The organism is Streptomyces sp. NPDC043952, from assembly GCF_056435325.1.
The window spans coordinates 34,099-55,419 of sequence record NZ_JBWKES010000006.1 but is presented as its reverse complement, the minus strand read 5'-3'; the positions used below and the strand labels follow the sequence as shown (position 1 = coordinate 55,419).

The following is a 21,321-nucleotide window of genomic DNA, read 5'->3' as shown; positions in this document are numbered from 1 at the left end:
GTTTCACGTGAAACATCGCCCCGTCGGCCACCCGGCGGGAGGCGACCCCTATCCCAGATCGGGAGCGTGCATGGCCCGCACGCCCTCGATGTTGCCGTCCAGATAGTGCCGCAGCGACAGCGGGACGAGATGGACGGACGCGATGCCGACGCGGGTGAACGGGACGCGGACGATCTCGTACTCACCGGCCGGTTCCTCCACCTCGGGGCCATGGCGCAGGGACGGGTCCATGGACTCCAGCCGGCAGACGAAGAAGTGCTGCACCTTCACGCCGGTCGCGCCGCCGTCCTCACCGATGTGCTCCACGGTGTCCACGAAACACGGCACCACGTCGCTGATCTTGGCGCCCAGTTCCTCGTACACCTCCCGGTGGAGGGCGTCCACGACGGTCGAGTCTCCGGGTTCGACCCCGCCTCCGGGAGTCACCCAGTAGGGATCGACACCGGGCTTGGTGCGCTTGATCAGGATCAGGTCGTCACCGTCCAGCAGAACGGCGCGGGCGGTGCGCTTGACCACGGGTCGGACGGTCATGGGAGAAATGTGGCCCGGTTGGTTCCACGTGAAACATCGCAAAGCGGAACTGGTTGTCCGCGCTCCGTGGCCGCGAGCGCGTCAGCCCCACCCCGCGGCCGCACGCAGCAGCCCTTCATGGGCGCGGGCCACGGGCGGCAGGGCGAGCGTGCCCGTGCGGACCACCAGGAAATAGGTGCGCAGCGGCGGCACCGCCGGGTCGTGCAGGGCCACGACCGCGCGCCGGTCGAGGGCCGGTGCGCAGAGATAGCGGGGCAGTACGGCCAGACCCGCGCCCGCGCTCGCACAGGCGAGCACGGCCCGCAGATCGGGGGCGACGACCGTGCCGGGGGCGGCGGGGCGGGCATCGAAGACGGAGGCCCAGTACCGGGAGACGAACGGCAGCGACTCGTGGACGTCGACCACGGGCACATCCTGAAGAGCGGGCGCTCCCTTCAGCCGTAACGCGTCCGGGTCGAGGTGCTCCGCCCAGCGGGGAGCGGCGACCAGTACATGCTCCTCGTCGCAGAGCGGTGTCGCGGTGAACAGGGCGCCGCGCGGCCGGGCGGCGCTGATGGCCAGGTCGTGGTGGCCGGCCGCGAGCCCCTCCAGAACCTCGTCCGGGGTCCCGAAAGAGGCGCGCAGCGCGAAGCTCCGGTGGCCCTCTCCGGCCAGTTCGGCGAGGGCGGGCAGGGCCCGTTCGGCGGTGAACTCCGGGGGCCCTGCCAGGTGCAGCGTCGTCGGCGAGGACTCGTCGTCGAGTGGGCCCTCGGCTATCTCCACCAGCGCGTCGAGGTGGGGCGCGGCCTTGTGCGCGAGTTCGTCGCCGATGGTGGTCGGGGTGACCCCGCGCGCCTGGCGCAGGAAGAGGGGCTTGCCCAGCTGGCGTTCCAGGGTGCGGATCTGCGAGGTGACGGCGGGCTGGGAGAGGCCGAGCAGGGCCGCGGCGCGGGTGAAGGAGCCGGCCCGGTGCACGGTGACAAAGGTGCGCAGCAAGGCCAGATCCATGGCATGCCCTCCCCTGCCCCCGCCTTCGGCCGGCCCCGGCAGGCGTCAACTATAAATATGTCGATAGGCCCCTGTCGCTAGCGTGATTGGACACTGACAGAGAGTCAACTAGCCTGGATGGCACGGTTCTTCGCAAACGGAACCGGAGACGGTCCGAGCCACGAGGGGGGAGGCTCGGACCGTCGTACGACATCGGGCCGTACGGCACTGCCCGGAGCCGCCCCGGCCGGTTACTCCTCCGCCGACTTGTCCAGGGCGCGCAGGACGTCCGCCACCAGGTCCTCGGGGTCCTCCGCGCCGACGGACATCCGTATGAAGCCCTCCGGGACGGCGTCTCCGCCCCAGCGGCCGCGCCGCTCGGCCGTGGAGCGCACCCCGCCGAAGCTCGTCGCGTCCTCCACCAGGCGCAGCGCGGCGAGGAAGCGCTCGGCGCGCGCACGGGTGGGCAGCGTGAACGACACGACGCAGCCGTAGCGGCGCATCTGCCGCGAGGCGGTCTGGTGCGCGGGGTCATCCGGCAGCCCCGGATAGCGCAGACCGGTGACCTCCGGCCGCTGCCGCAGGGCCTCGGCGACGGCGAGCGCGGTGGCGTTCTGCCGGTCGACGCGCAGCTGGAGCGTGGCGATGGAACGGTGCGCGAGCCATGCCTCCATCGGCCCGGAGATCGCTCCGACGATCTTGCGCCAGCGGCGTACGGCGGCCATCGCCCCGGCATCGCGGCCGGCCACGTACCCGAGGAGGACGTCGCCGTGCCCGGTGAGCTGCTTGGTGCCGCTGGCCACGGTGAAATCGGCGCCCAGGGCAAGCGGGCGCTGGCCGAGCGGGGTGGCGAGGGTGTTGTCGACGGCCACCAGGGTGCCCTGGGCGTGCGCCGCGACCGCCAGCCGCCGGATGTCGCAGACATCGAGCCCCGGATTCGACGGGGACTCGATCCACAGCAGCCTGGCCCCCTCCAGGACCTCCAGCTGGGCGTCCCGGCCGGTGGGCGCGGTGCGCACCTCGACGCCGTACGCCTCCAGCTGGGCGCGGACCAGCGGCAGCGCCTGGTAGCCGTCGGACGGCAGCACCACCGCGTCCCCGGCGCGCAGCTGGGAGAACAGCACGGCGGAGATCGCGGCCATGCCGGAGGCGAACACCAGCGTCTCGACATCCTCCCGTCCGGGCGCCTCCAGCTCGCCGATGGCGTTCTCCAGCAGCGTCCAGGTGGGGTTGTCGTCACGGCCGTAGGAATACGGCCCGGTCACCTCGCCCGGCAGATGGAAGTGCGCGGCGAACACGGGGCCGGGCAGCGTCGGCTCGTGCTTGACCGGCTCGGGCAGCCCGGCCCGCACCGCACGCGTGCCGTCGCCCACCGGCGCCTCCCCGCCGGGACCCCCGTCCATGGTTGCGTCGCTCATGCGGCCCGTCCCTTGAGGTGCTCCCGTACGGCGGCGAGCAGACCGGCGCTCGCCTCCTCCACCATCTCAAGGCATTCCTCGAAGCCCTCCGGCCCGCCGTAGTACGGGTCCGGCACGTCGAGGTCGCCGCCCGGCGGCTCGTCCGGTGCGAGGGCGCCGGGCGACCAGTGGGCGTACGCGCGCAGCAGGCGGACCTTGCGCGCGTCGTCCGCGGTGGGCGCAAGGCGGCGCAGGGCCCGCAGATGACCGGCGTCGAGGGCGATCACGAGGTCCCGGCGGGCGAACCAGGACGGCTGGAACCGGCGTGCGATGTGGTCGCAGTCGTAGCCGCGGTCCTGGAGGACGGCGACGGTGCGCGGGTCGGCGGCCTCGCCCTCGTGCCAGCCGCCGGTGCCCGCGCTGTCGATCTCCACCAGATCCGCCAGCCCGGCCTCCGCGACCCGCGCGCGGAAGACGTGCTCGGCCATCGGGGAACGGCAGATGTTGCCGGTGCACACGAAGCAGACGCGGTAGGTCATGAAGGCTCAGTCCTCGTCCGGCAGGATCATGTGCAGGGCCCAGGAGACCACCGAGATGATCAGACCGCCGAGCACGGCCGTCCAGAAGCCCTGCACGTGGAAGCTCAACTGGAGCTTGCCGCACACCCAGGATGTCAGCAGCAGCATCAGCGCGTTGACGACCAGGGTGATCAAGCCCAGGGTCAGAATGAACAACGGGAAGGTGAGCACCTTCAGGACCGGCTTGACCAGCGAGTTCACCAGGCCGAAGATCAGCGCCACGACGATCAGCGTGCCGGCCTTCTTGGCGGTGCTCGCTCCGGTCAGCGTGATCTTGTCGAGGAGCCAGACCGCCACCGCGAGGGCGCCCGCGTTCACGATCGTCTTGACTACGAAATTCTTCATGTGTCTGATCGTGGCAGACCGGATCGGCAGCGAGCAGTGAGGCGAGGGCGACGAAGCGGATGAAGGCATTCCGGCTGGACGACCTGGAGGCGGAGCGCGCCGCCAACGAGGGTGCCTATCTTCAGTTCCTGCGGGAGCGGAACATGTCGGTCGGCCTCTACGCCCTCGACGCGGGCGCGCACGACCCGCAGCAGCCGCACAAGCAGGACGAGGTGTACTTCGTCGTCAGCGGCCGGGCGTCGATCACCGTCGGCCTGGAGACGACCGAGGTGGCGCGGGGCAGCGTGGTGTACGTGCCCGCGGGTGTCGCCCACAAGTTCCACCACATCAGCGAGGATCTGAGGGTTCTCGTCGTCTTCTCTCCACCCGAGGCGTGAGGGTCGCTCTCCGGGTTCCCTAGGGGACGGTTCAGGGGAGGACAAGGGCTGCGCGGCCCCCGTGGGCCCCTCCCGCGGCTCTAGCATCGAGTGCAGGACATCGAGACCGTACGCGACGTACACGTACGCACGAGACGAGAAGGACGAGGGCCATGCGAGGGATCTTCGCGGGACTGCCGTGGTGGGTGAAGTGGGTCGCGGTGCCGGTCATCGCCCTGGTCGTGTTCGGCGGCCTGATAGCGAGCATCGTCGGATTCGTGATCGGCCTGCTGTTCAAGGCGCTGGTCTTCGTGGCCCTGGTCGGCGGCCTGATCTACATCGTGCGCAAGTTCATGTCCAACTCCTCCTCCCACGGCGACTGGTGAGGCACGCGGGAGCCGGTGACCGGTAAGGGGGTGCCGGTTCCCTCGGGGGAGGGAAGTTTCCCCATGAGCCCGGCCGCACGCGGTGGCGGGCGGTTAGAGTCCGGAACTCCCGCGGGGTGCGGCCCCGTGGGTGGCGCAGAACCCCCTCCGTGCTCCCCGCCCACGCACGGGCTGCCCCCTCGCGCTTCCGGAGTAACCCTTGGCCACGGTCGACACCGCACCGGCGAAAACCCCCCCACTCCCCGCCCAGCCCCGCCCCCGCACCCCTCCCGCCCGGCGGCCGTCCGGGATGGCCGTCCCGCCGCAGCCGGCCCCCACGACCACCCTCATCGGCTCCGTACAGCGCGCCATGCGGCTGCTGGAGACCGTCGCGGCCCATCCGTACGGTGCCCCCGCCAAGCAACTCGCCCGCGCCACCGGCCTGGCCCTGCCCACCACCTACCACCTGCTGCGCACCCTGGTGCACGAGGGCTATCTGCGCCGCGACAAGGGCCTCTTCTACCTCGGTGACGCGGCCGAACTGCTGAGCAGCAGCGGGGCACGGGAGAAACGTCGCGGCAGGGTCGCGGAGACGCTCGCGCACTGGCGCGATTCCATCGGCGCCCCGATGTACTACGCGATGTACCGGGACGGAGAGATCGAGGTTCTGTGCGTCGCCGACTCCCGTGAGTCACCCGCGGCCGAGGAGTGGGCCGACTTCCGCGAGACCGGGCACGCGCACGCCATCGGGCAGTGCCTGCTCTCCCAGCTGGACGAGGGCGCCCGGCAGGACCATCTCGCCCGCTATCCGGTCCAGGGCCTCACGCCCTACACCGTGCGGGACAGCGACGCCCTGCTGCGCCGGCTGGCGCGGGTGGGGCGCATGGAGACGGTGACGGAGCGCCAGGAGTACGCGCTGGGCACGGTCTGCGCGGCGGTACCCATCACGGTCGGCACGACCGCGGCCACCGTGGCCATCTCCCTCCCGGCCCATCAGGCCGACCGGCTGCTGCCCGCGGCCCAGCGGCTGCAGACGGAGATCGGACGGCATCTGGGATCCCTGACCCTCTCTATCAGCATCTGAAAACTTACTCCTTGTGATCCACCGTGTACTTTCAGCAAGATTTACCACGGTCAGAGGGATCAAACCCGGCCAGTCGATGTCATATGACGGGGTAGGCGATGCGCGAGTCCGTACAGGCAGAGGTCATGATGAGCTTTCTCGTCTCGGAGGAGCTCTCCTTCCGCATTCCGGTGGAGTTGCGCTACGAGACCGGCGATCCCTACGCCGTGCGGCTCACCTTCCATCTGCCCGGCGATGCCCCGGTCACCTGGGTCTTCGGCCGGGAACTGCTGATCGACGGCGTCGGACGTCCGTGCGGGGAAGGGGATGTGCGGATCTCCCCGGTCGAGACCGAGGTGCTGGGCGAGGTACTGATCCGGCTTCAGGTCGGCGGCGACCAGGCCCTGTTCCGCTCGTCGGCGTCGCCGCTCGTGGCCTTCCTCGATCGCACGGACAAGCTGGTGCCGCTCGGGCAGGAGGGCGCGCTCGCCGACTTCGACACGCATCTGGACGAGGCACTGGACCGCATTCTGGCCGAGGAGCAGAGCGCGGGCTGAGACACCGCGGGACGGAGCGCGGACGCTCCGCTCGGTGGTACGGGGCTTTGCAGGAACGCTTCTTCAAAAGTTTCCGCACCCTGCTGGACGGGGCCGGACAGGCTGGCCAGGGCAGGCCGGGCAGCCCGCCCCGCCTCACCGCTTCCGGCGCCGCCCCCGGCCGCCGCGAGCCGGCAGGGGCCGGGTACCGGCGGAGGTCTCCGGGTCCGGGGTGCTGCGATCGGCCGCCACCACCAGGGCGGCGAGCGCGGTGGTGACCGGGACCGAGGCGACCAGACCGATGGAGCCCACCAGGGTGCGCACGATCTCCTCGGCCACCAGCTCGCTGTTGGCCACCGTCCCCACGCTGCTCTGCGCGATGGAGAACAGCAGCAGCAACGGCAGCGCGGCACCCGCATAGGCGAGCACGAGGGTGTTGACGACGGACGCGATGTGGTCGCGGCCGATGCGGATGACGGCCCGGTACAGACCGCGCGGGCCCATCGTGGGGTTGGCCTCGTGCAGCTCCCATACGGCGGAGGTCTGGGTGACCGTCACATCGTCCAGGACGCCGAGCGATCCGATGATGACACCGGCCAGCAGCAGACCGCTCATATCGATCTTCGGGTACAGCCCGTGGATCAGACCGGTGCTGTCGTCGGTGTTGCCGGTCAGGGCGGCCCAGCCGATGAACACCGAGCCGAGCAGACCGATCAGGGTCAGCGAGATCAGCGTGCCGAGCACCGCCACCGACGTACGCGCCGACAGGCCGTGGCACATGTACAGGGCGATCAGCATGATGGCGCTCGACCCGATCACCGCCACCAGCAGGGGGTTGGAGCCCTGGAGGATCGCGGGCAGGATGAACTGGTTCAGCACCAGGAAGCTCACCGCCAGCGCCACGAGGGCCATGACACCGCGCAGCCGGCCCACCACCACGACGGCGAGTGCGAAGACGCCCGCGAGCAGCGCCATGGGGAACTTGCGGTTCACATCGGCGACCGAGTACTGGAGGTCCTTGGGCGCGGTGGGCTCGTAGGCGGCGATGACCTGCTCGCCCTGGCGCAGCTGCCGGGGCTGGTCGGGCTGCACGATCTCGGTGAACGTACGGCCCTTGTCCTTGCCGGTGTCGACCCGGACCGTCGCCTTCTTGCAGGTGCCGCCGGACCGCTGACCCGCCGGGGCGCCACCGGAGGCATCACCGCTCGGTGCCCCGCCGCCCGCGCTCACCGAGGCGCAGCTCACCTCGACCACACGGGTGACGGTGGCCTGTTGGGTCTGCCGGTCGAAGCCGACGCCGCTGTGCTTGTGCGAGGGGGCGCCACCGGGCCAGAGCACCACCAGACCGACCACGACCGCCGCGGTGAACGGGACGAGGATCGCCGCGATCACCTTGCGCAGATGCCGGGAGACGGGCGCGGCGGGCCCATGGCTGTGACCGTGCCCGTGCCCGTGACCGGCGCTGTGCCCCTGCCTCTGCTCCTGTCCGTGCCCCCGACCGTGCCCGTGCCCCTGTCCCTGTCCCTGTCCGTGGCCCTGTTCGTGGGCCGGAGCCGGGCTCTGGGCCGGGGCGCGCGCGTGGCCGTGGTCGTGGCGGTGGGCCTGGCTCATGGGCTGAGAGCCGTCGGGCCGGCGCGGGCCGGGCGGCTGGTACGGGTGCTCGTCCATCCGGGTCATCGCCAGATCATCGCAAGAAGCGGGGAGGGCCCACTGTTCATCGCGTCACGGATGACGCTAGCGTGGAGACACCTTTGCACACGCGGGAGCTCGGAGCACCGGGCTGAGAGGGCGCTGACCTCCGTAGAGCGATGTTTCACGTGGAACATGCGAGTTCCCCGAGAGACCTCGGACGACGGAAACCGCTGCGTCGACCGCCGAACCTGTTACCGGGTAATGCCGGCGTAGGGAGTAGGTCTCATGACCAACAAGGACGCACGCACGCCTGCCTCCGCCCAGGACGACATGTCCTCGGAGGCCGGGAAGTCCATCGGCTGGCACAAGGCGTACGTCGAGGGCTCACGCCCCGACCTGCGCGTGCCGGTCCGTCAGGTGCACCTCACCAACGGGCAGTCGGTCACGCTGTACGACACGTCGGGCCCGTACACCGATCAGCTCGTCGACACCGACGTCCGCCGGGGGCTGGCGCCGCTGCGGGAGAACTGGATCATCGCCCGTGGCGACACCGAGGAGTACGCGGGCCGTCCCGTCCGTCCCGAGGACGACGGGATCAAGCACACCTCGCCGCGCGGCGGGCTGCGGAACCTGGACGCGGTCTTTCCGGGCCGTCCGCGCCAGCCGCGCCGGGGCCGTGGCGGACAGGCGGTGACGCAGCTCGCGTACGCACGCCAGGGCGAGATCACGCCGGAGATGGAGTTCGTGGCCCTTCGGGAGAACGTCTCCCCCGAGGTGGTGCGCGAGGAGATCGCGGCGGGCCGGGCGGTGCTGCCGGCCAACGTCAACCACCCGGAGATCGAGCCGATGATCATCGGCAAGCGGTTCCTGGTGAAGGTGAACGCCAACATCGGCAACTCCGCGGTGACCTCGTCCATCGAGGAGGAGGTGGAGAAGATGACCTGGGCGACCCGCTGGGGTGCCGACACGGTCATGGACCTCTCCACCGGCCGCAACATCCACACCACCCGCGAGTGGGTGCTGCGCAACTCCCCCGTCCCCATCGGCACGGTGCCGCTGTACCAGGCGCTGGAGAAGGTTGACGGCAGGGCCGAGGAGCTGACCTGGGAGATCTACAAGGACACCGTCATCGAGCAGGCCGAGCAGGGCGTGGACTACATGACCGTCCACGCGGGCGTGCGGCTGCCGTTCGTGCCGCTCACGGCCAACCGCAAGACCGGCATCGTCTCGCGGGGCGGCTCCATCATGGCCGCGTGGTGCCTGGCGCACCACAAGGAGTCGTTCCTGTACGAGAACTTCGAGGAGCTGTGCGAGATCCTCGCCGCCTACGACGTCACGTACTCGCTGGGCGACGGACTGCGGCCCGGCTCCATCGCGGACGCCAACGACGAGGCCCAGTTCGCGGAGCTGCGCACGCTCGGGGAACTCGGCCGGATCGCCCGGCGGTTGAACGTGCAGACGATGATCGAGGGCCCCGGTCATGTCCCGATGCACAAGATCAAGGAGAACATCGACCTCCAGCAGGAGATCTGCGACGAGGCCCCGTTCTACACGCTCGGCCCGCTGACCACGGACATCGCACCGGCGTACGACCACATCACCTCCGGCATCGGCGCCGCGATGATCGCCTGGTGGGGCACGGCGATGCTCTGCTACGTCACGCCGAAGGAACACCTGGGCCTGCCCAACCGGGACGACGTCAAGACCGGCGTCATCACCTACAAGATCGCCGCCCACGCGGCCGACCTCGCCAAGGGGCATCCGGGGGCGCAGGACTGGGACGACGCGCTGTCGGACGCGCGCTTCGAGTTCCGCTGGGAGGACCAGTTCAACCTGGCCCTCGACCCGGACACGGCCCGCGACTTCCACGACGAGACCCTTCCGGCCGAACCCGCCAAGACGGCCCACTTCTGCTCCATGTGCGGCCCGAAGTTCTGCAGCATGAAGATCTCGCAGGACATCCGCCGCGAACACGGCGGCAACCGGGCCGAGATCGAGGAGGGCATGGCCCAGAAGTCGAAGGAGTTCGCCGAGGCGGGGAACCGGGTGTACCTGCCGATCGCGGACTGACGAGGGCGTGGGCGCCGCTCCGGCCGGGCCACCGGTCCCGGAGCGGTGCCTCGTCGGGCCACAGGCCCCCGCCTGGTCGGATCAGTCCGGCTGGCGTTCCGGGTCGGCGTGGTCGGAGCCGGAGTAGTGGGGGTGGTCGGCGAGTGCCTCCTGGAGGAAGGGGATGATGCCGCGTTCCAGGAGGGCGGTTTCCCAGGCGGTTCTGGCTCTGGCGACCTCCTCGGCGGCGGCGTCGCGGGCCCGTGATTCGGGGGAGGAGCCGTTGCGCAGGGCGGTGAGGAGGAGCCCTGCGGCGGCGACGAGGATCGCGGCCACGGTCAGGGCCCCGAACACCCAGCCGGCGGTGAGCATGGTGCCGGCGAAGGACTGTCCGGGGTCCAGAGTTCTCAGGATGTAGCCGATGAGCAGGAATATCACCGCCGCGGTCGCGGACAGGAGCGGCGCCAGGACGGCGACGACCGCGACCGCGCCCGCGCCGTGCGCGGCGGCGAGGTCCGCCGCGGCCGGGTCCGGCTCGGCGGGCGCGGCACCGGCCGCACTCGGGGCCTGCTCGGGGTGGCGCAGTTCGTCGCGTATCCGTACATAGCGCTGGTACTCGGCGGCCGCGGCCGCCGTGATGAGTGCGGAGGCGGCGATGGCCATGGTGCGCAGTTGCGCGGGGTTGAGCCGCTGTCCCACGGCGGCCAGTTCCGGTCGGTGTGGTGCGGAGCGCAGAACCTCGTCGAGGAGCCGCTCGAACTCCCGGCGGTCCTCGCTCCGCAGGTGCTGCGGAAGGCTGTTCATGTGCATCCCCCGATGCTCCGTAGGGCTTGGGGCTCGCGCAGCGGCGAGCCGTCGGGCAGAGACGGAGGGGAGCCTGCTACGGATAAGCCGATGGTAGAGCCGTGACGGCGCGTGGTGACAGGGGATTGCCGGAAATTGCGTCCCGGCCTGCGCGTACTCCGGTATGGCGGGGCCGTCCGGAGGAACGGTCAGTGTTCCAGCGGGAGTTGCCTCACCAGCAGCTTTCCGGCCATGGTCACCCCGCCGTCCATGGCGATGGCGAGCCCGTCGGCGTAGACATGCGGACCCTCGACCACCGGGTCGTCGCTCTCCCCGCCGTCCTCGGAGCCCACTTCGCCCAGCAGGTAGGGGATGGGGCTGTGGCCGTGCACGATCCGGGTGCCGCCGTAGGTGTCCAGCAGGGAGCGCACGGCGTCGGCACCGCCCTCGTCGCGGAAGGAGAAGCGCTTGGTGAACTTGCGGAACAGGTCCCAGCACTCGTCCGCGTCGTTGCGGGTGAGCCGTTCGCGGACGGTGTCGTTGACGGCCTCGATCGAGTCGCCGTAGTCGAGGTAGGCGGTGGTGTCGGAGTGCACCAGCAGATAGCCGTCGACCTCCTCCAGCGCGTCGAGGCGGGCCATCCACTGGAGATGGTGGTCCTGGAGGCGGTCCATGTCGGTCTTCTGGCCGCCGTTGAGCAGCCAGGCCGCCTGGAAGGTGGCGGTGCCCGCACCGGAGTTGACGGGCGTGTCGCCGAACCGCTTGGCACCGAGCAGCAGCAGTTCGTGGTTGCCCATGAGGGCCTTGCAGTAGCCGCCGGCCGCGGCCGCCTCGGCGGACAGCCGCATCACCAGGTCGATGACGCCGATGCCGTCCGGGCCGCGGTCGGTGAAGTCGCCGAGGAACCACAGCCGGGTGGTGCCGGCGCACCACTGGCCCGCCTCGTCGATCAGCCCCTGCTCCCGCAGGGCGGCCATCAGTTCGTCGAGGTAGCCGTGCACATCGCCGACGACGTAGAGCGGTCCGGGGCCGGCCGCGGGGCCCGCGGCCGGCGCGGCGGGCGCCGTGCCGACGGGGACCTGGAGCGTGTCGCCGCGGTGGACGACGGGCAGATCGCGCTGGGTGGGTGTGTACCCGTCGGGGTACGACTCCTCGGCGGGCGGCGCGGTCTCGTCCTGCTGGGTGTGGGGGACGTACGGACCGGTCTCGTGGACGTACGCGGGCACCCGGAAGTCGCGCAGCGTCGCCGTCCGCTCCACCTCGGGTCCCTGACCGGCCCCCTGAGTCATCAGACCCCTCCACCATCGCGCCGCAGCTGCACCGCTTCGGACTGCCTGGTCGCAGCGGTCCGCGGTGTCGTGGGCCCATCATAGGAATGCGCGTCGCGCCATGTGATGACCCAGGGGTGGTGAATCGGAACAAGACTCCGCTTCGCCGTGTTTTTCGTCCCGTTTGTGCAGGTGTTCGCCGACGGCCGGGGGCCGCCGGCCCGGTGCGGCCCGCGCGGCGTCACCGCCGGACGGGCTCCGCCGCCACCGCCCGGCCCGCGCCCTACGTGTCGTCCGGGGTCCGGGGCGGGCTGACCGTCGTGCGCGGGGGCCGCCGCTGGGAGGAGGTGCGCACGATCAGTTCGGTCGGTATCACCTGCTCGACCGGCTGCTCCGACTCCACGCCCTCGATGGCGTCGATGAGCAGCTGGACGACGGCCGTGCCGATGCGGCGCGGCTTGAGGGAGAGCGTGGTGACGGGCGGCTCGGTGCTGGCGTACACGGTGGACTCGCTGCAGCACACCAGCAGCAGGTCGTCCGGGACGCGCAGCCCGTAGCGGCGGGCGGCGGCGAGCAGATCGGTGCCGTTGGGGTCGAACAGTCCGTAGACCGCGTCGGGCCGGTCGGGGCGGGCGAGCAGCCGGTCGGCGGCGACGGCGCCCGCGCACGGGTCGTGGGCGGGGTAGGACTCGTAGACCGGGTCCTGGCCGACCCGTTCGCACCAGTGCAGGTAGGCCGTGGTCGACAGATGGGTGTACGTGTCGGTCGAGGTGCCCGTGAGCAGGCCGATGCGGCGGGCGCCGGCGGCGGCGAGGTGGTCGAGGATGCCGAGGACGGCGGCCTCGTGGTCGTTGTCCACCCAGGCGGTGACCGGAAGCGCGCCGGCCGGGCGGCCGTCGGAGACGACGGGCAGGCCCTGGCGGACGAGCTCGCTCACCACCGGGTCCTGGTCGGAGGGGTCGATGACGACGGTGCCGTCGAGGGCGACGTTGGACCACACGTCGTGGCGGGAGGTCGCGGGGAGGATGACCAGGGCGTAGCCCCGTGCCAGCGCGGCCGAGGTGGCGGCCCGCGCCATCTCGGCGAAGTACGCGAACTCCGTGAAGGTGAAAGGTTCATCCCCGTACGTGGTCACGGTCAGGCCGATCAGCCCCGACTTGCCGGTACGGAGGGTGCGGGCGGCGGCCGAGGGACGGTACCCCAGCCGGTCGGCGACCTCGCGGACATGGCGGCGGGTGGCGTCCGGGAGCCGGCCCTTGCCGTTGAGGGCGTCGGAGACGGTCGTGATGGAGACCCCGGCGGCGGCGGCCACGTCCCTGATGCCCGCCCGGCCCGGCCGGCTGCCTCGACGTGAGGTTTCCGCGCGGCTCACCTGGTGCTTCCCTGCTGCTGTCATGGCGAGCCGATAGTAGGGCTCATGCGGTGGGGTAGTGCGGACGCATATGCACTCGTTGACAGGCACGTTTCTGCATGGCTTAGATGCGCTAACTGGCTCTGAATCCAAGGAAGTTGGGCGCTTTCTTTGCAAGAGATAGCGTAACGGCACGTATGAGCCTGCCAATGGTCCGATGTTTCGAAGAGGTCTCAACTCACCTGCACGGGTGATGCGCGCTACGGCGCAAGCTACCGGCGCATAGATATATGTACGACGCGCCCCCCGAAAGTTCCGCCTTCGGGGGCCGATGCCCGGTGATGCCCTTGTTGCGACGAGGGCCCGAGAGCTTTGCCCATGGCCAGTACTCAGGGCAGCCGAATCCTCATATGGTGAGCAGTATTGGAAGCCGGCGGCGTCGACGGTCCGCCGGGGGTCGCGAGGAGGACTGCGGTGAGCGAGACGAGCCCCAAGCTGCGCGCGGAGCTGGCGGGTATCCCCACCTACAAGCCGGGCAAGCCGGCCGCGTCCGGGGGACCGGTCGCGTACAAGCTGTCCTCGAACGAGAACCCGTACCCGCCGCTGCCCGGTGTGCTGGAGAGCGTGACCGCGGCCGCCGCCTCCTTCAACCGCTACCCCGACATGGCCTGTACCGCTCTGACGGAGGAGCTGGCGGAGCGCTTCGGGGTGCCGGCCGCCCATGTGGCCACCGGCACGGGCTCGGTGGGTGTCGCCCAGCAGCTGATCCAGGCCACCAGCGGCCCCGGCGACGAGGTGATCTACGCCTGGCGGTCCTTCGAGGCGTACCCGATCATCACCCAGATCAGTGGGGCCCGCTCGGTCCAGGTGCCGCTCACGCCCGGCGATGTGCACGACCTGGACGCGATGGCGGAGGCGATCACCGACCGGACGCGGCTGATCTTCGTCTGCAATCCGAACAATCCGACCGGCACCGTGGTGCGGCGGGCCGAGCTGGAGCGCTTCCTGGACCGGGTACCGAAGGACGTCCTGGTGGTGCTGGACGAGGCCTACCGGGAGTTCATCCGCGACCCCGAGGTGCCCGACGGCGTCGAGCTGTACCGGGAGCGGCCCAACGTCTGCGTCCTGCGGACCTTCTCCAAGGCGTACGGCCTCGCCGGGCTGCGCGTCGGTTTCGCGATCGCCCATGAGCCGGTGGCCGCCGCGCTGCGCAAGACGGCGGTGCCGTTCGGCGTGAGCCAGCTGGCTCAGGAAGCGGCGATCGCCTCGCTGCGCGCCGAGGACGAGCTGCTGGGCCGGGTCGGCTCGCTGGTCTGCGAGCGCAACCGCGTGGTCGACGCGCTGCGCGCGCAGGGCTGGACGGTGCCGGAGACCCAGGCCAACTTCGTGTGGATGCGGCTCGGGGACCGTACGACGGCGTTCGCGCAGGTCTGCGAGGAGCACGGTGTCGTGGTCCGGCCGTTCGCGGGCGAGGGTGCCAGGGTCACGATCGGCGAGGCCGAGGCGAACGACATCTTCCTGAAGGTGGCGGAGGCTTTCCGCAAGGAGCTGTAATCCTGCTCACGAGGCACCTGTCGTCCGCCTCATGAAGCAGCTGTAATCCGGCTCACACCGGAGAAGACCACGGGCGCCCGGCTCTGCCGGGCGCCCGTTTCACGTGAAACGGGACATCGGCGACATCTTCGCTGCTCATGGCGGGGGTTACCCGCGGTCCGAGGATCCATGCCCGCGGGACGGCCCCTGCGGAGGGGCCTCTTGGGGACGTCCGGGATCTTGACTGCGGGGCAAGGGAACGACCCCGGACTTCCTGGCCGAAAACCGGTGCGCCATAATGGCTTGTGAATGTGAACGCGTTCACAAGCGCGTCCCGTTTGCCCCGTTTGCAGGTGACAGACGGGGCGAATCGCCGCAGTACCACGGCGTAGTAAGGAGAGTGACGACGTGGACCTGGCTTTGGCGCCGGAGACGCTGGCGCGCTGGCAGTTCGGCATCACGACCGTCTACCACTTCCTGTTCGTCCCGCTGACGATCTCCCTGGCCGCCCTCACGGCCGGGTTGCAGACGGCCTGGGTGCGCACGGAGAAGGAGAAGTACCTCAGGGCGACGAAGTTCTGGGGCAAGCTCTTTCTGATCAACATCGCGATGGGCGTGGTCACCGGCATCGTGCAGGAGTTCCAGTTCGGCATGAACTGGTCCGACTACTCGCGCTTCGTCGGTGACATCTTCGGCGCCCCGCTTGCCTTCGAGGCGCTGATCGCGTTCTTCTTCGAGTCCACGTTCATCGGGCTGTGGATCTTCGGCTGGGACAAGCTCCCGAAGAGGATCCACCTGGCCTGCATCTGGATGGTCTCGATCGGCACGATCCTGTCGGCGTACTTCATCCTCGCGGCCAACTCCTGGATGCAGCACCCGGTCGGCTACAAGATCGACAAGGCCAAGGGGCGCGCCGAGCTCACCGACTTCCTGGCGGTGCTCACCCAGAACACCGCGCTGAGCCAGGCCTTCCACACGCTGACCGCCGCGTTCCTCACCGGTGGCGCCTTCATGGTCGGCATCTCCGCCTACCACCTGGCCCGCAAGAAGCACATCCGCGAGATGAAGACCTCGCTTCGGCTCGGTCTGATCACCGTGGTCATCGCCGGCATGCTCACCGCAGTCAGCGGCGACACCCTCGGCAAGGTCATGTTCAAGCAGCAGCCGATGAAGATGGCCGCCGCCGAGGCGCTGTGGGACGGCCAGAAGCCGGCGCCATTCTCGATCTTCGCCTACGGCGATGTGGAGAAGGGCCACAACACGGTCGCGATCGAGATACCCGGCCTGCTCTCCTTCCTCGCCAACGACAACTTCTCGTCGGAGGTCCCCGGGATCAACGACGTCAACAAGGCCGAGCAGCAGAAGTTCGGGCCCGGCGACTACCGGCCCAACATCCCCGTGGCCTTCTGGGGCTTCCGCTGGATGATCGGCTTCGGCATGGCGTCCTTCGCCATCGGCCTGGCCGGGCTCTGGCTGACCCGCAAGAAGTTCATGCTGCCGGAGCACCTGCGCGTCGGTGAGGACGAGGTGCCGCACCTGGTGCTGTTCCGCAAGAAGGCGCTCGGTTCCCGGCTGACGCCCTGGTACTGGCGCATCGCGACCTGGACCATGGCCTTCCCGCTGATCGCCAACTCCTGGGGCTGGATCTTCACCGAGACGGGCCGCCAGCCGTGGGTCGTCTACGGCGTGCTGCAAACCAGGGACGCGGTCTCCCCCGGCGTCTCCCAGGGCGAGGTCCTCACCTCGATGATCGTCTTCACCTCGCTGTACGCGGTCCTCGCGGTGGTCGAGGTCAAGCTGCTCGCGAAGTACATCAAGGCCGGCCCGCCCGAGCTGACCGAGGACGACCTCAACCCGCCCACGAAGATCGGCGGCGACACCCGTGGCGCCGACAAGCCGATGGCCTTCTCGTACTAGGCCGAGGGAACAGTCATGGAACTTCACGACGTCTGGTTCGTCCTGATCGCCGTCCTGTGGACCGGCTACTTCTTCCTGGAGGGCTTCGACTTCGGGGTCGGCATCCTCACCAAGCTGCTGGCCCGCGACCGGTCCGAGCGCCGGGTGCTCATCAACACCATCGGGCCCGTCTGGGACGGCAACGAGGTGTGGCTGCTCACGGCGGGCGCCGGGACCTTCGCCGCCTTCCCCGAGTGGTACGCCACCCTCTTCTCCGGCTTCTATCTGCCCCTGCTGGCCATCCTGGTCTGCCTGATCGTGCGGGGCGTGGCCTTCGAGTACCGGGCGAAGCGGCCCGAGGAGAACTGGCAGCGCAACTGGGAGACGGCGATCTTCTGGACCTCCGTGCTCCCGGCATTCCTGTGGGGCGTGGCCTTCGGGAACATCGTGCGGGGCGTCAAGATCGACCGGCACTTCGAGTACGTCGGCAGCGTCTGGGACCTGCTCAACCCCTACGCCCTGCTCGGTGGGCTGGTGACGCTCACCCTGTTCACCTTCCACGGGGCGGTGTTCACCGCACTCAAGACGATCGGCGACATCCGGGGGCGGGCACGGCAGCTGGCCCTGTGGGCCGGTCTCGTCGCGGCCGTGCTGGCGGTGGGCTTCCTGCTGTGGACGCAGGCCGACAGCGGGGACGGCAAGAGCCTCGTCGCCCTGGTCGCGGCGGTTGTCGCCCTGGTGGGCGCGCTGGTCGCCAATCAACTCGGGCGCGAGGGATGGGCGTTCACCCTGTCCGGCCTCACCATCGTGGCGGCCGTGGCGATGCTCTTTCTGTCGCTCTTTCCGAACGTCATGCCGTCCACCCTCAACCCGGAGTGGAGCCTGACGGTCAGCAACGCCTCGTCCAGCCCGTACACCCTGAAGATCATGACCTGGCTGGCGGCGATCGCCACCCCGTTCGTCGTGCTCTATCAGGGCTGGACCTACTGGGTGTTCCGCAAGCGGATCGGCACGCAGCACATCGCCGAACCCGCACACTGAGTCCGCCGGGGGTGTGTTTCACGTGAAACACACCCTCTGGACCGAAGGGCCTGTTTCACGTGAAACCAGTCGATCCCCGTCTGCTGCGGTACACCCGCGCCACCCGCCTCTTCCTGGTGGCGGTCGTCGCCCTGGGCGCCGTCGGTGCCGGACTCGTCATCGCCCAGGCGATGCTCATCGCCGAGGTGGTCGTCGGTGCCTTCCAGCACGGGCACTCCCTCGCCGAACTGGCCACTCCCCTGCTGCTGTTGGTGGCGGTGGCCGCGGGAAGGGCCCTGGTCGCATGGCTCACCGAACGCGCCGCCCACCGGGCGAGCGCGGCGGTGAAGTCGGAGCTGCGGGGCCGGCTGTTGGAGCGGGCGGCTGCGCTCGGTCCCGGATGGCTCGGCGACCGGCGTACCGGTTCGCTGGTCAACCTGACCACGCGCGGGGTCGACGCCCTCGACGACTACTTCTCGCGCTATCTGCCGCAGCTGGGGCTCGCGGTGGTGGTGCCGGTGGCGGTGCTGGCGCGGATCGTCACCGAGGACTGGGTGTCGGCGGCGATCATCGTCGGCACCCTGCCCCTCATCCCGCTGTTCATGATGCTGATCGGCTGGGCCACGCAGGCACGGACGGACCGGCAGTGGCGGCTGCTGTCCCGGCTGTCCGGCCACTTCCTGGACGTGGTCGCGGGGCTGCCCACGCTGAAGGTGTTCGGCCGGGCCAAGGCGCAGGCCGAGTCCATCCGGCGGATCACCGGCGAGTACCGCCAGGCGACCATGCGGACCCTGCGGATCGCCTTCATCTCCTCCTTCGCACTGGAGCTGCTGGCCACGCTGTCGGTGGCGCTGGTGGCCGTGACGATCGGCATGCGGCTGGTCCACGGCGACATGGATCTGTACATCGGGCTGGTGATCCTGGTGCTGGCGCCGGAGGCGTATCTGCCACTGCGTCAGGTGGGGGCGCAGTACCACGCGGCGGCGGAGGGGCTGGCCGCCGCGGAGGAGATCTTCGAGGTGCTGGAGACACCGGTGCCAGCGTCCGGGGCCGGTGCGGTGCCGTCGGGGGCGGTGGCCTTCGAGTCGGTCACGGTGCGGTATCCCGGACGGTCCGCGGACGCGGTGAGCGAGGTGTCGTTCACCGTCGAGCCCGGCGAGACCGTGGCGCTGGTCGGGCCGAGCGGGGTGGGCAAGACCACGCTCCTGAACGTCCTGCTGGGTTTCGTACGGCCCGCCGCGGGACGGGTGCGGGTCGGCGGCGTGGACCTCGCCGAGCTGGACCTCGCTCAGTGGCGGTCGCGGATCGCCTGGGTGCCGCAGCGACCGCATCTGTACGCCGGGACGATCGCGGAGAACGTGCGGCTGGCGCGCCCGGACGCGGACGACGGCGCGGTGCGGGCGGCGTTGCGGGACGCGGGGGCGCTGGACTTCGTGGACGCGCTGCCGGAGGGGGCCGGCACGGTGCTCGGGGAGGACGGCGCGGGGCTCTCGGCGGGGCAGCGGCAGCGGCTGGCGTTGGCGCGGGCGTTTCTGTCGGATCGGCCGCTGCTGGTGCTGGACGAGCCGACGGCGGCGTTGGACGGGGTGACCGAGGCGGAGGTCGTCTCGGCGGTACGGCGGCTCGCGGTGGGCCGCACGGTGCTGGTGGTCGTGCACCGGCCCGCGCTGCTGGAGGTGGCCGACAGGGTCGTACGACTGGAGCCCGCCCGGCCGGAGCCGGCGGGCTCGGGTGGGGACACCGGGCCCACCAGAGGGCTCCGCCCCCTGGACCCCCGCCCTCGCCCACTCGCCACCCGAAACCCGGCACTGGAAGGTGGCCCCGAGGCACTGGCCGCCGCGTCTCTTGAGCCGTCGCCGGTGTCCGGCTCGCCCGAGGAGGCAGACCGCACCCGCAGCCCCCTCGGCTGGGTCCGGGGCCTTGCCGGGGCCCGGCGGGGGCGGTTGGTGCTGGCGTTGGTGCTGGGGAGTCTCGCGCTCGGGAGTGCCGTGGGGCTGATGGCGACTTCGGGCTGGCTGATCTCGCGGGCGTCGCAGCAGCCGCCGGTGCTGTACCTGATGGTGGCGGTGACGGCGACGCGGGCGTTCGGGATCGGGCGGGCCGTGTTCCGCTACGCCGAGCGGCTGGTCTCGCACGATGCCGTGCTGCGGATGCTCGCCGACACCCGTGTCGCGGTCTACCGGCGTCTGGAGCGCCTGGCGCCCGCCGGGCTGCGCAACGCCCGCCGCGGTGATCTGCTGACCCGCCTGGTCGCGGACGTGGACGAGCTCCAGGACTACTGGCTGCGCTGGCTGCTGCCCGCCTCCGTCGCCCTGCTCGTCTCCGGCGCGACCGTCGGCTTCACGGCCTGGCTGCTCCCCGAGGCGGGCGCCGCCCTCGCGGTGGGCCTGCTCGCGGCCGGGGCCGGTGTGCCCCTGGTCACCGCGGCCGCGGCCCGGCACACCGAACGCCGGCTGGCACCCGCCCGCGGTGAACTCGCGACCCGCGTCACCGACCTGCTCACCGGCACCGCCGAGCTGACCGTGGCCGGCGCACTGCCCGCCCGTACCGGCGCGGCCCGGCGGGCGGACGGGGCGCTGACCCGGATCGCCTCCCGCGCCGCCGCCGTCACCGCGCTCGGCGACGGGCTCACCGCGCTGGTCTCGGGCCTGACCGTGACGGCCATGGCGCTGTTCGGCGTCCAGGCGGTGGCGGCGGGGCGGCTCGGCGGCGTCGCGCTGGCCGTCGTCGTCCTCACCCCGCTGGCCGCGTTCGAGGCCGTACTCGGGATGCCGCTCGCCGTCCGTCACCGGCAGCGGGTGCGGCGCAGCGCGGAGCGGGTGCGCGAGGTGCTGGACGCGCCGGAGCCGGTGCGCGAGCCCGAGCGGCCCCGGCCGGCGCCCGCGACGCCGTTCCCGGTGGTCCTCAAGGGGCTGGCCGCGCGGCACGAGGGCCAGCGCGGGGAGGCGCTGGCCGGGCTCGACCTGACGCTGGAGCGGGGCCGCCGGATCGCCGTGGTGGGGGCGTCGGGAGCCGGCAAGACGAGCCTCGCCCAGGTGTTGCTGCGCTTCCTCGATCCGTGCTCCGGCTCGTACACCCTCGCCGGGGTGGACGCCCGCGAGCTGTCCGGCGACGACGTGCGGCGGCTGGTCGGGCTGTGCGCCCAGGACGCGCACCTCTTCGACAGCTCGGTGCGGGAGAACCTGCTGCTGGCCAGGAAGGGCGCGACCGAGGCCGAACTGCGCGGGGCGCTGGCGCGGGCCCGGCTGCTCGACTGGGTGGACGGACTGCCCGACGGCCTGGACACGCTGGTCGGCGAGCACGGGGCGCGGCTGTCCGGCGGCCAGCGGCAGCGCCTCGCGCTGGCCCGCGCGCTCCTCGCCGACTTCCCCGTGCTGGTCCTGGACGAGCCGGCCGAACACCTGGACCTGCCGACGGCCGACGCCCTCACCGCCGATCTGCTGGCCGCCACCGAGGGCCGTACGACCTTGTTGATCACCCACCGGCTCGCCGGTCTCGACGAGGTGGACGAGGTGCTGGTGCTGGACGCGGGCCGCGTCGTCCAGCGGGGCCCCTACGCGGAACTGGCCGCGGTGGACGGTCCGCTGCGCGCGATGCTGCGCCGCGAGGCGGAGACGGAGTCACTGGTCGGAGCCCGGTGACGCCCGAGGCG

At 70.9% G+C, this 21,321-nt stretch carries 18 protein-coding genes; 9 read left to right on the top strand and 9 right to left on the bottom strand.

The window, feature by feature from the left end:
• Positions 1-48 precede the first annotated feature (48 nt).
• The 5 genes from AC069R_RS08950 to AC069R_RS08930 all read right to left on the bottom strand — a co-directional run bounded on the left by AC069R_RS08950 (position 49) and on the right by AC069R_RS08930 (position 3,817).
• Positions 49-531, bottom strand: a complete 483-nt coding sequence (locus tag AC069R_RS08950; RefSeq protein ID WP_397985079.1) for an NUDIX domain-containing protein — start codon at positions 529-531, stop codon at positions 49-51.
• 81 nt (positions 532-612) lie between these two features.
• Complete coding sequence (locus AC069R_RS08945; RefSeq protein WP_478765807.1) at positions 613-1,518, bottom strand: LysR family transcriptional regulator; 906 nt, start codon at positions 1,516-1,518, stop codon at positions 613-615.
• 230 nt (positions 1,519-1,748) lie between these two features.
• Positions 1,749-2,915, bottom strand: coding sequence for a cystathionine gamma-lyase (locus tag AC069R_RS08940; RefSeq protein WP_478765805.1), 1,167 nt, complete (start codon positions 2,913-2,915; stop codon positions 1,749-1,751).
• Positions 2,912-3,433: a low molecular weight protein-tyrosine-phosphatase gene (locus AC069R_RS08935; RefSeq protein ID WP_478765803.1), complete on the bottom strand. Its 522-nt coding sequence runs from the start codon at positions 3,431-3,433 to the stop codon at positions 2,912-2,914. Before AC069R_RS08935 ends, AC069R_RS08940 begins: the two co-directional genes overlap by 4 nt.
• Before the next feature lie 6 nt (positions 3,434-3,439).
• The gene (locus AC069R_RS08930; protein WP_478765801.1) at positions 3,440-3,817 is read right to left on the bottom strand and encodes a phage holin family protein; all 378 of its coding nucleotides are present in this window, start codon (positions 3,815-3,817) and stop codon (positions 3,440-3,442) included.
• Between the two features lie 59 nt (positions 3,818-3,876).
• On the opposite strand from AC069R_RS08930, the gene AC069R_RS08925 reads away from it, so the two are divergent.
• The 4 genes from AC069R_RS08925 (at position 3,877) to AC069R_RS08910 (ending at position 6,158) form a co-directional block, all read left to right on the top strand.
• A complete protein-coding gene (locus AC069R_RS08925) occupies positions 3,877-4,194 on the top strand; it encodes a cupin domain-containing protein (RefSeq protein ID WP_159703016.1) in 318 nt (105 codons plus the stop codon).
• 152 nt (positions 4,195-4,346) lie between these two features.
• Positions 4,347-4,559, top strand: coding sequence for a DUF5326 family protein (locus AC069R_RS08920; RefSeq protein ID WP_397985085.1), 213 nt, complete (start codon positions 4,347-4,349; stop codon positions 4,557-4,559).
• Positions 4,560-4,758: 199 nt separating this feature from the next.
• A complete protein-coding gene (locus AC069R_RS08915) occupies positions 4,759-5,622 on the top strand; it encodes an IclR family transcriptional regulator (RefSeq protein ID WP_478765798.1) in 864 nt (287 codons plus the stop codon).
• Between the two features lie 98 nt (positions 5,623-5,720).
• A complete protein-coding gene (locus AC069R_RS08910; protein WP_397985087.1) occupies positions 5,721-6,158 on the top strand; it encodes an SsgA family sporulation/cell division regulator in 438 nt (145 codons plus the stop codon).
• Between the two features lie 135 nt (positions 6,159-6,293).
• On the opposite strand, the gene AC069R_RS08905 is transcribed toward AC069R_RS08910, so the two are convergent.
• Positions 6,294-7,814 (bottom strand): YibE/F family protein, encoded by a 1,521-nt coding sequence (locus AC069R_RS08905; RefSeq protein WP_478765796.1) that lies wholly within the window; start codon positions 7,812-7,814, stop codon positions 6,294-6,296.
• A 240-nt stretch (positions 7,815-8,054) separates the two neighbouring features.
• Between AC069R_RS08905 and thiC the strand changes: the two genes are divergently transcribed.
• Positions 8,055-9,839 (top strand): phosphomethylpyrimidine synthase ThiC, encoded by a 1,785-nt coding sequence (gene thiC, locus AC069R_RS08900; RefSeq protein ID WP_478765794.1) that lies wholly within the window; start codon positions 8,055-8,057, stop codon positions 9,837-9,839.
• A gap of 81 nt (positions 9,840-9,920) precedes the next feature.
• Here thiC and AC069R_RS08895 read toward each other — a convergent pair whose 3' ends face one another.
• From AC069R_RS08895 to AC069R_RS08885, 3 genes are all read right to left on the bottom strand, one after another.
• Entirely contained in the window at positions 9,921-10,622 is a 702-nt protein-coding gene (locus tag AC069R_RS08895; protein WP_478765792.1) for a hypothetical protein, read from the bottom strand.
• A 188-nt stretch (positions 10,623-10,810) separates the two neighbouring features.
• Entirely contained in the window at positions 10,811-11,890 is a 1,080-nt protein-coding gene (locus tag AC069R_RS08890) for a metallophosphoesterase (protein ID WP_478765790.1), read from the bottom strand.
• Positions 11,891-12,152: 262 nt separating this feature from the next.
• Positions 12,153-13,265 carry a LacI family DNA-binding transcriptional regulator gene (locus AC069R_RS08885; RefSeq protein ID WP_397985092.1) on the bottom strand — a complete coding sequence of 371 codons (1,113 nt, stop codon included), beginning with the start codon at positions 13,263-13,265 and terminating at the stop codon, positions 12,153-12,155.
• A 429-nt stretch (positions 13,266-13,694) separates the two neighbouring features.
• Between AC069R_RS08885 and hisC the strand changes: the two genes are divergently transcribed.
• From hisC to cydD, 4 genes are all read left to right on the top strand, one after another.
• Positions 13,695-14,774: a histidinol-phosphate transaminase gene (hisC, locus tag AC069R_RS08880; protein WP_397985093.1), complete on the top strand. Its 1,080-nt coding sequence runs from the start codon at positions 13,695-13,697 to the stop codon at positions 14,772-14,774.
• A 387-nt stretch (positions 14,775-15,161) separates the two neighbouring features.
• Positions 15,162-16,670, top strand: a complete 1,509-nt coding sequence (locus tag AC069R_RS08875; RefSeq protein WP_397985094.1) for a cytochrome ubiquinol oxidase subunit I — start codon at positions 15,162-15,164, stop codon at positions 16,668-16,670.
• 15 nt (positions 16,671-16,685) lie between these two features.
• Positions 16,686-17,690, top strand: a complete 1,005-nt coding sequence (cydB, locus tag AC069R_RS08870) for a cytochrome d ubiquinol oxidase subunit II (RefSeq protein WP_478765787.1) — start codon at positions 16,686-16,688, stop codon at positions 17,688-17,690.
• A gap of 59 nt (positions 17,691-17,749) precedes the next feature.
• The gene (gene cydD / locus AC069R_RS08865; protein WP_478765785.1) at positions 17,750-21,310 is read left to right on the top strand and encodes a thiol reductant ABC exporter subunit CydD; all 3,561 of its coding nucleotides are present in this window, start codon (positions 17,750-17,752) and stop codon (positions 21,308-21,310) included.
• Positions 21,311-21,321 lie beyond the last annotated feature (11 nt).

Excerpts from the sequence above, each read along its gene's own strand:
- AC069R_RS08950 (WP_397985079.1), bottom strand. The coding sequence starts at position 531 with ATGACCGTCCGACCCGTGGTCAAGCGCACCGCCCGCGCCGTTCTGCTG.
- AC069R_RS08945 (WP_478765807.1), bottom strand. The coding sequence starts at position 1,518 with ATGGATCTGGCCTTGCTGCGCACCTTTGTCACCGTGCACCGGGCCGGC.
- AC069R_RS08940 (WP_478765805.1), bottom strand. The coding sequence starts at position 2,915 with ATGAGCGACGCAACCATGGACGGGGGTCCCGGCGGGGAGGCGCCGGTG.
- AC069R_RS08935 (WP_478765803.1), bottom strand. The coding sequence starts at position 3,433 with ATGACCTACCGCGTCTGCTTCGTGTGCACCGGCAACATCTGCCGTTCC.
- AC069R_RS08930 (WP_478765801.1), bottom strand. The coding sequence starts at position 3,817 with ATGAAGAATTTCGTAGTCAAGACGATCGTGAACGCGGGCGCCCTCGCG.
- AC069R_RS08925 (WP_159703016.1), top strand. The coding sequence starts at position 3,877 with ATGAAGGCATTCCGGCTGGACGACCTGGAGGCGGAGCGCGCCGCCAAC.
- AC069R_RS08920 (WP_397985085.1), top strand. The coding sequence starts at position 4,347 with ATGCGAGGGATCTTCGCGGGACTGCCGTGGTGGGTGAAGTGGGTCGCG.
- AC069R_RS08910 (WP_397985087.1), top strand. The coding sequence starts at position 5,721 with ATGCGCGAGTCCGTACAGGCAGAGGTCATGATGAGCTTTCTCGTCTCG.
- AC069R_RS08905 (WP_478765796.1), bottom strand. The coding sequence starts at position 7,814 with ATGACCCGGATGGACGAGCACCCGTACCAGCCGCCCGGCCCGCGCCGG.
- thiC (WP_478765794.1), top strand. The coding sequence starts at position 8,055 with ATGACCAACAAGGACGCACGCACGCCTGCCTCCGCCCAGGACGACATG.
- AC069R_RS08895 (WP_478765792.1), bottom strand. The coding sequence starts at position 10,622 with ATGAACAGCCTTCCGCAGCACCTGCGGAGCGAGGACCGCCGGGAGTTC.
- AC069R_RS08890 (WP_478765790.1), bottom strand. The coding sequence starts at position 11,890 with ATGACTCAGGGGGCCGGTCAGGGACCCGAGGTGGAGCGGACGGCGACG.
- AC069R_RS08885 (WP_397985092.1), bottom strand. The coding sequence starts at position 13,265 with ATGACAGCAGCAGGGAAGCACCAGGTGAGCCGCGCGGAAACCTCACGT.
- cydB (WP_478765787.1), top strand. The coding sequence starts at position 16,686 with ATGGAACTTCACGACGTCTGGTTCGTCCTGATCGCCGTCCTGTGGACC.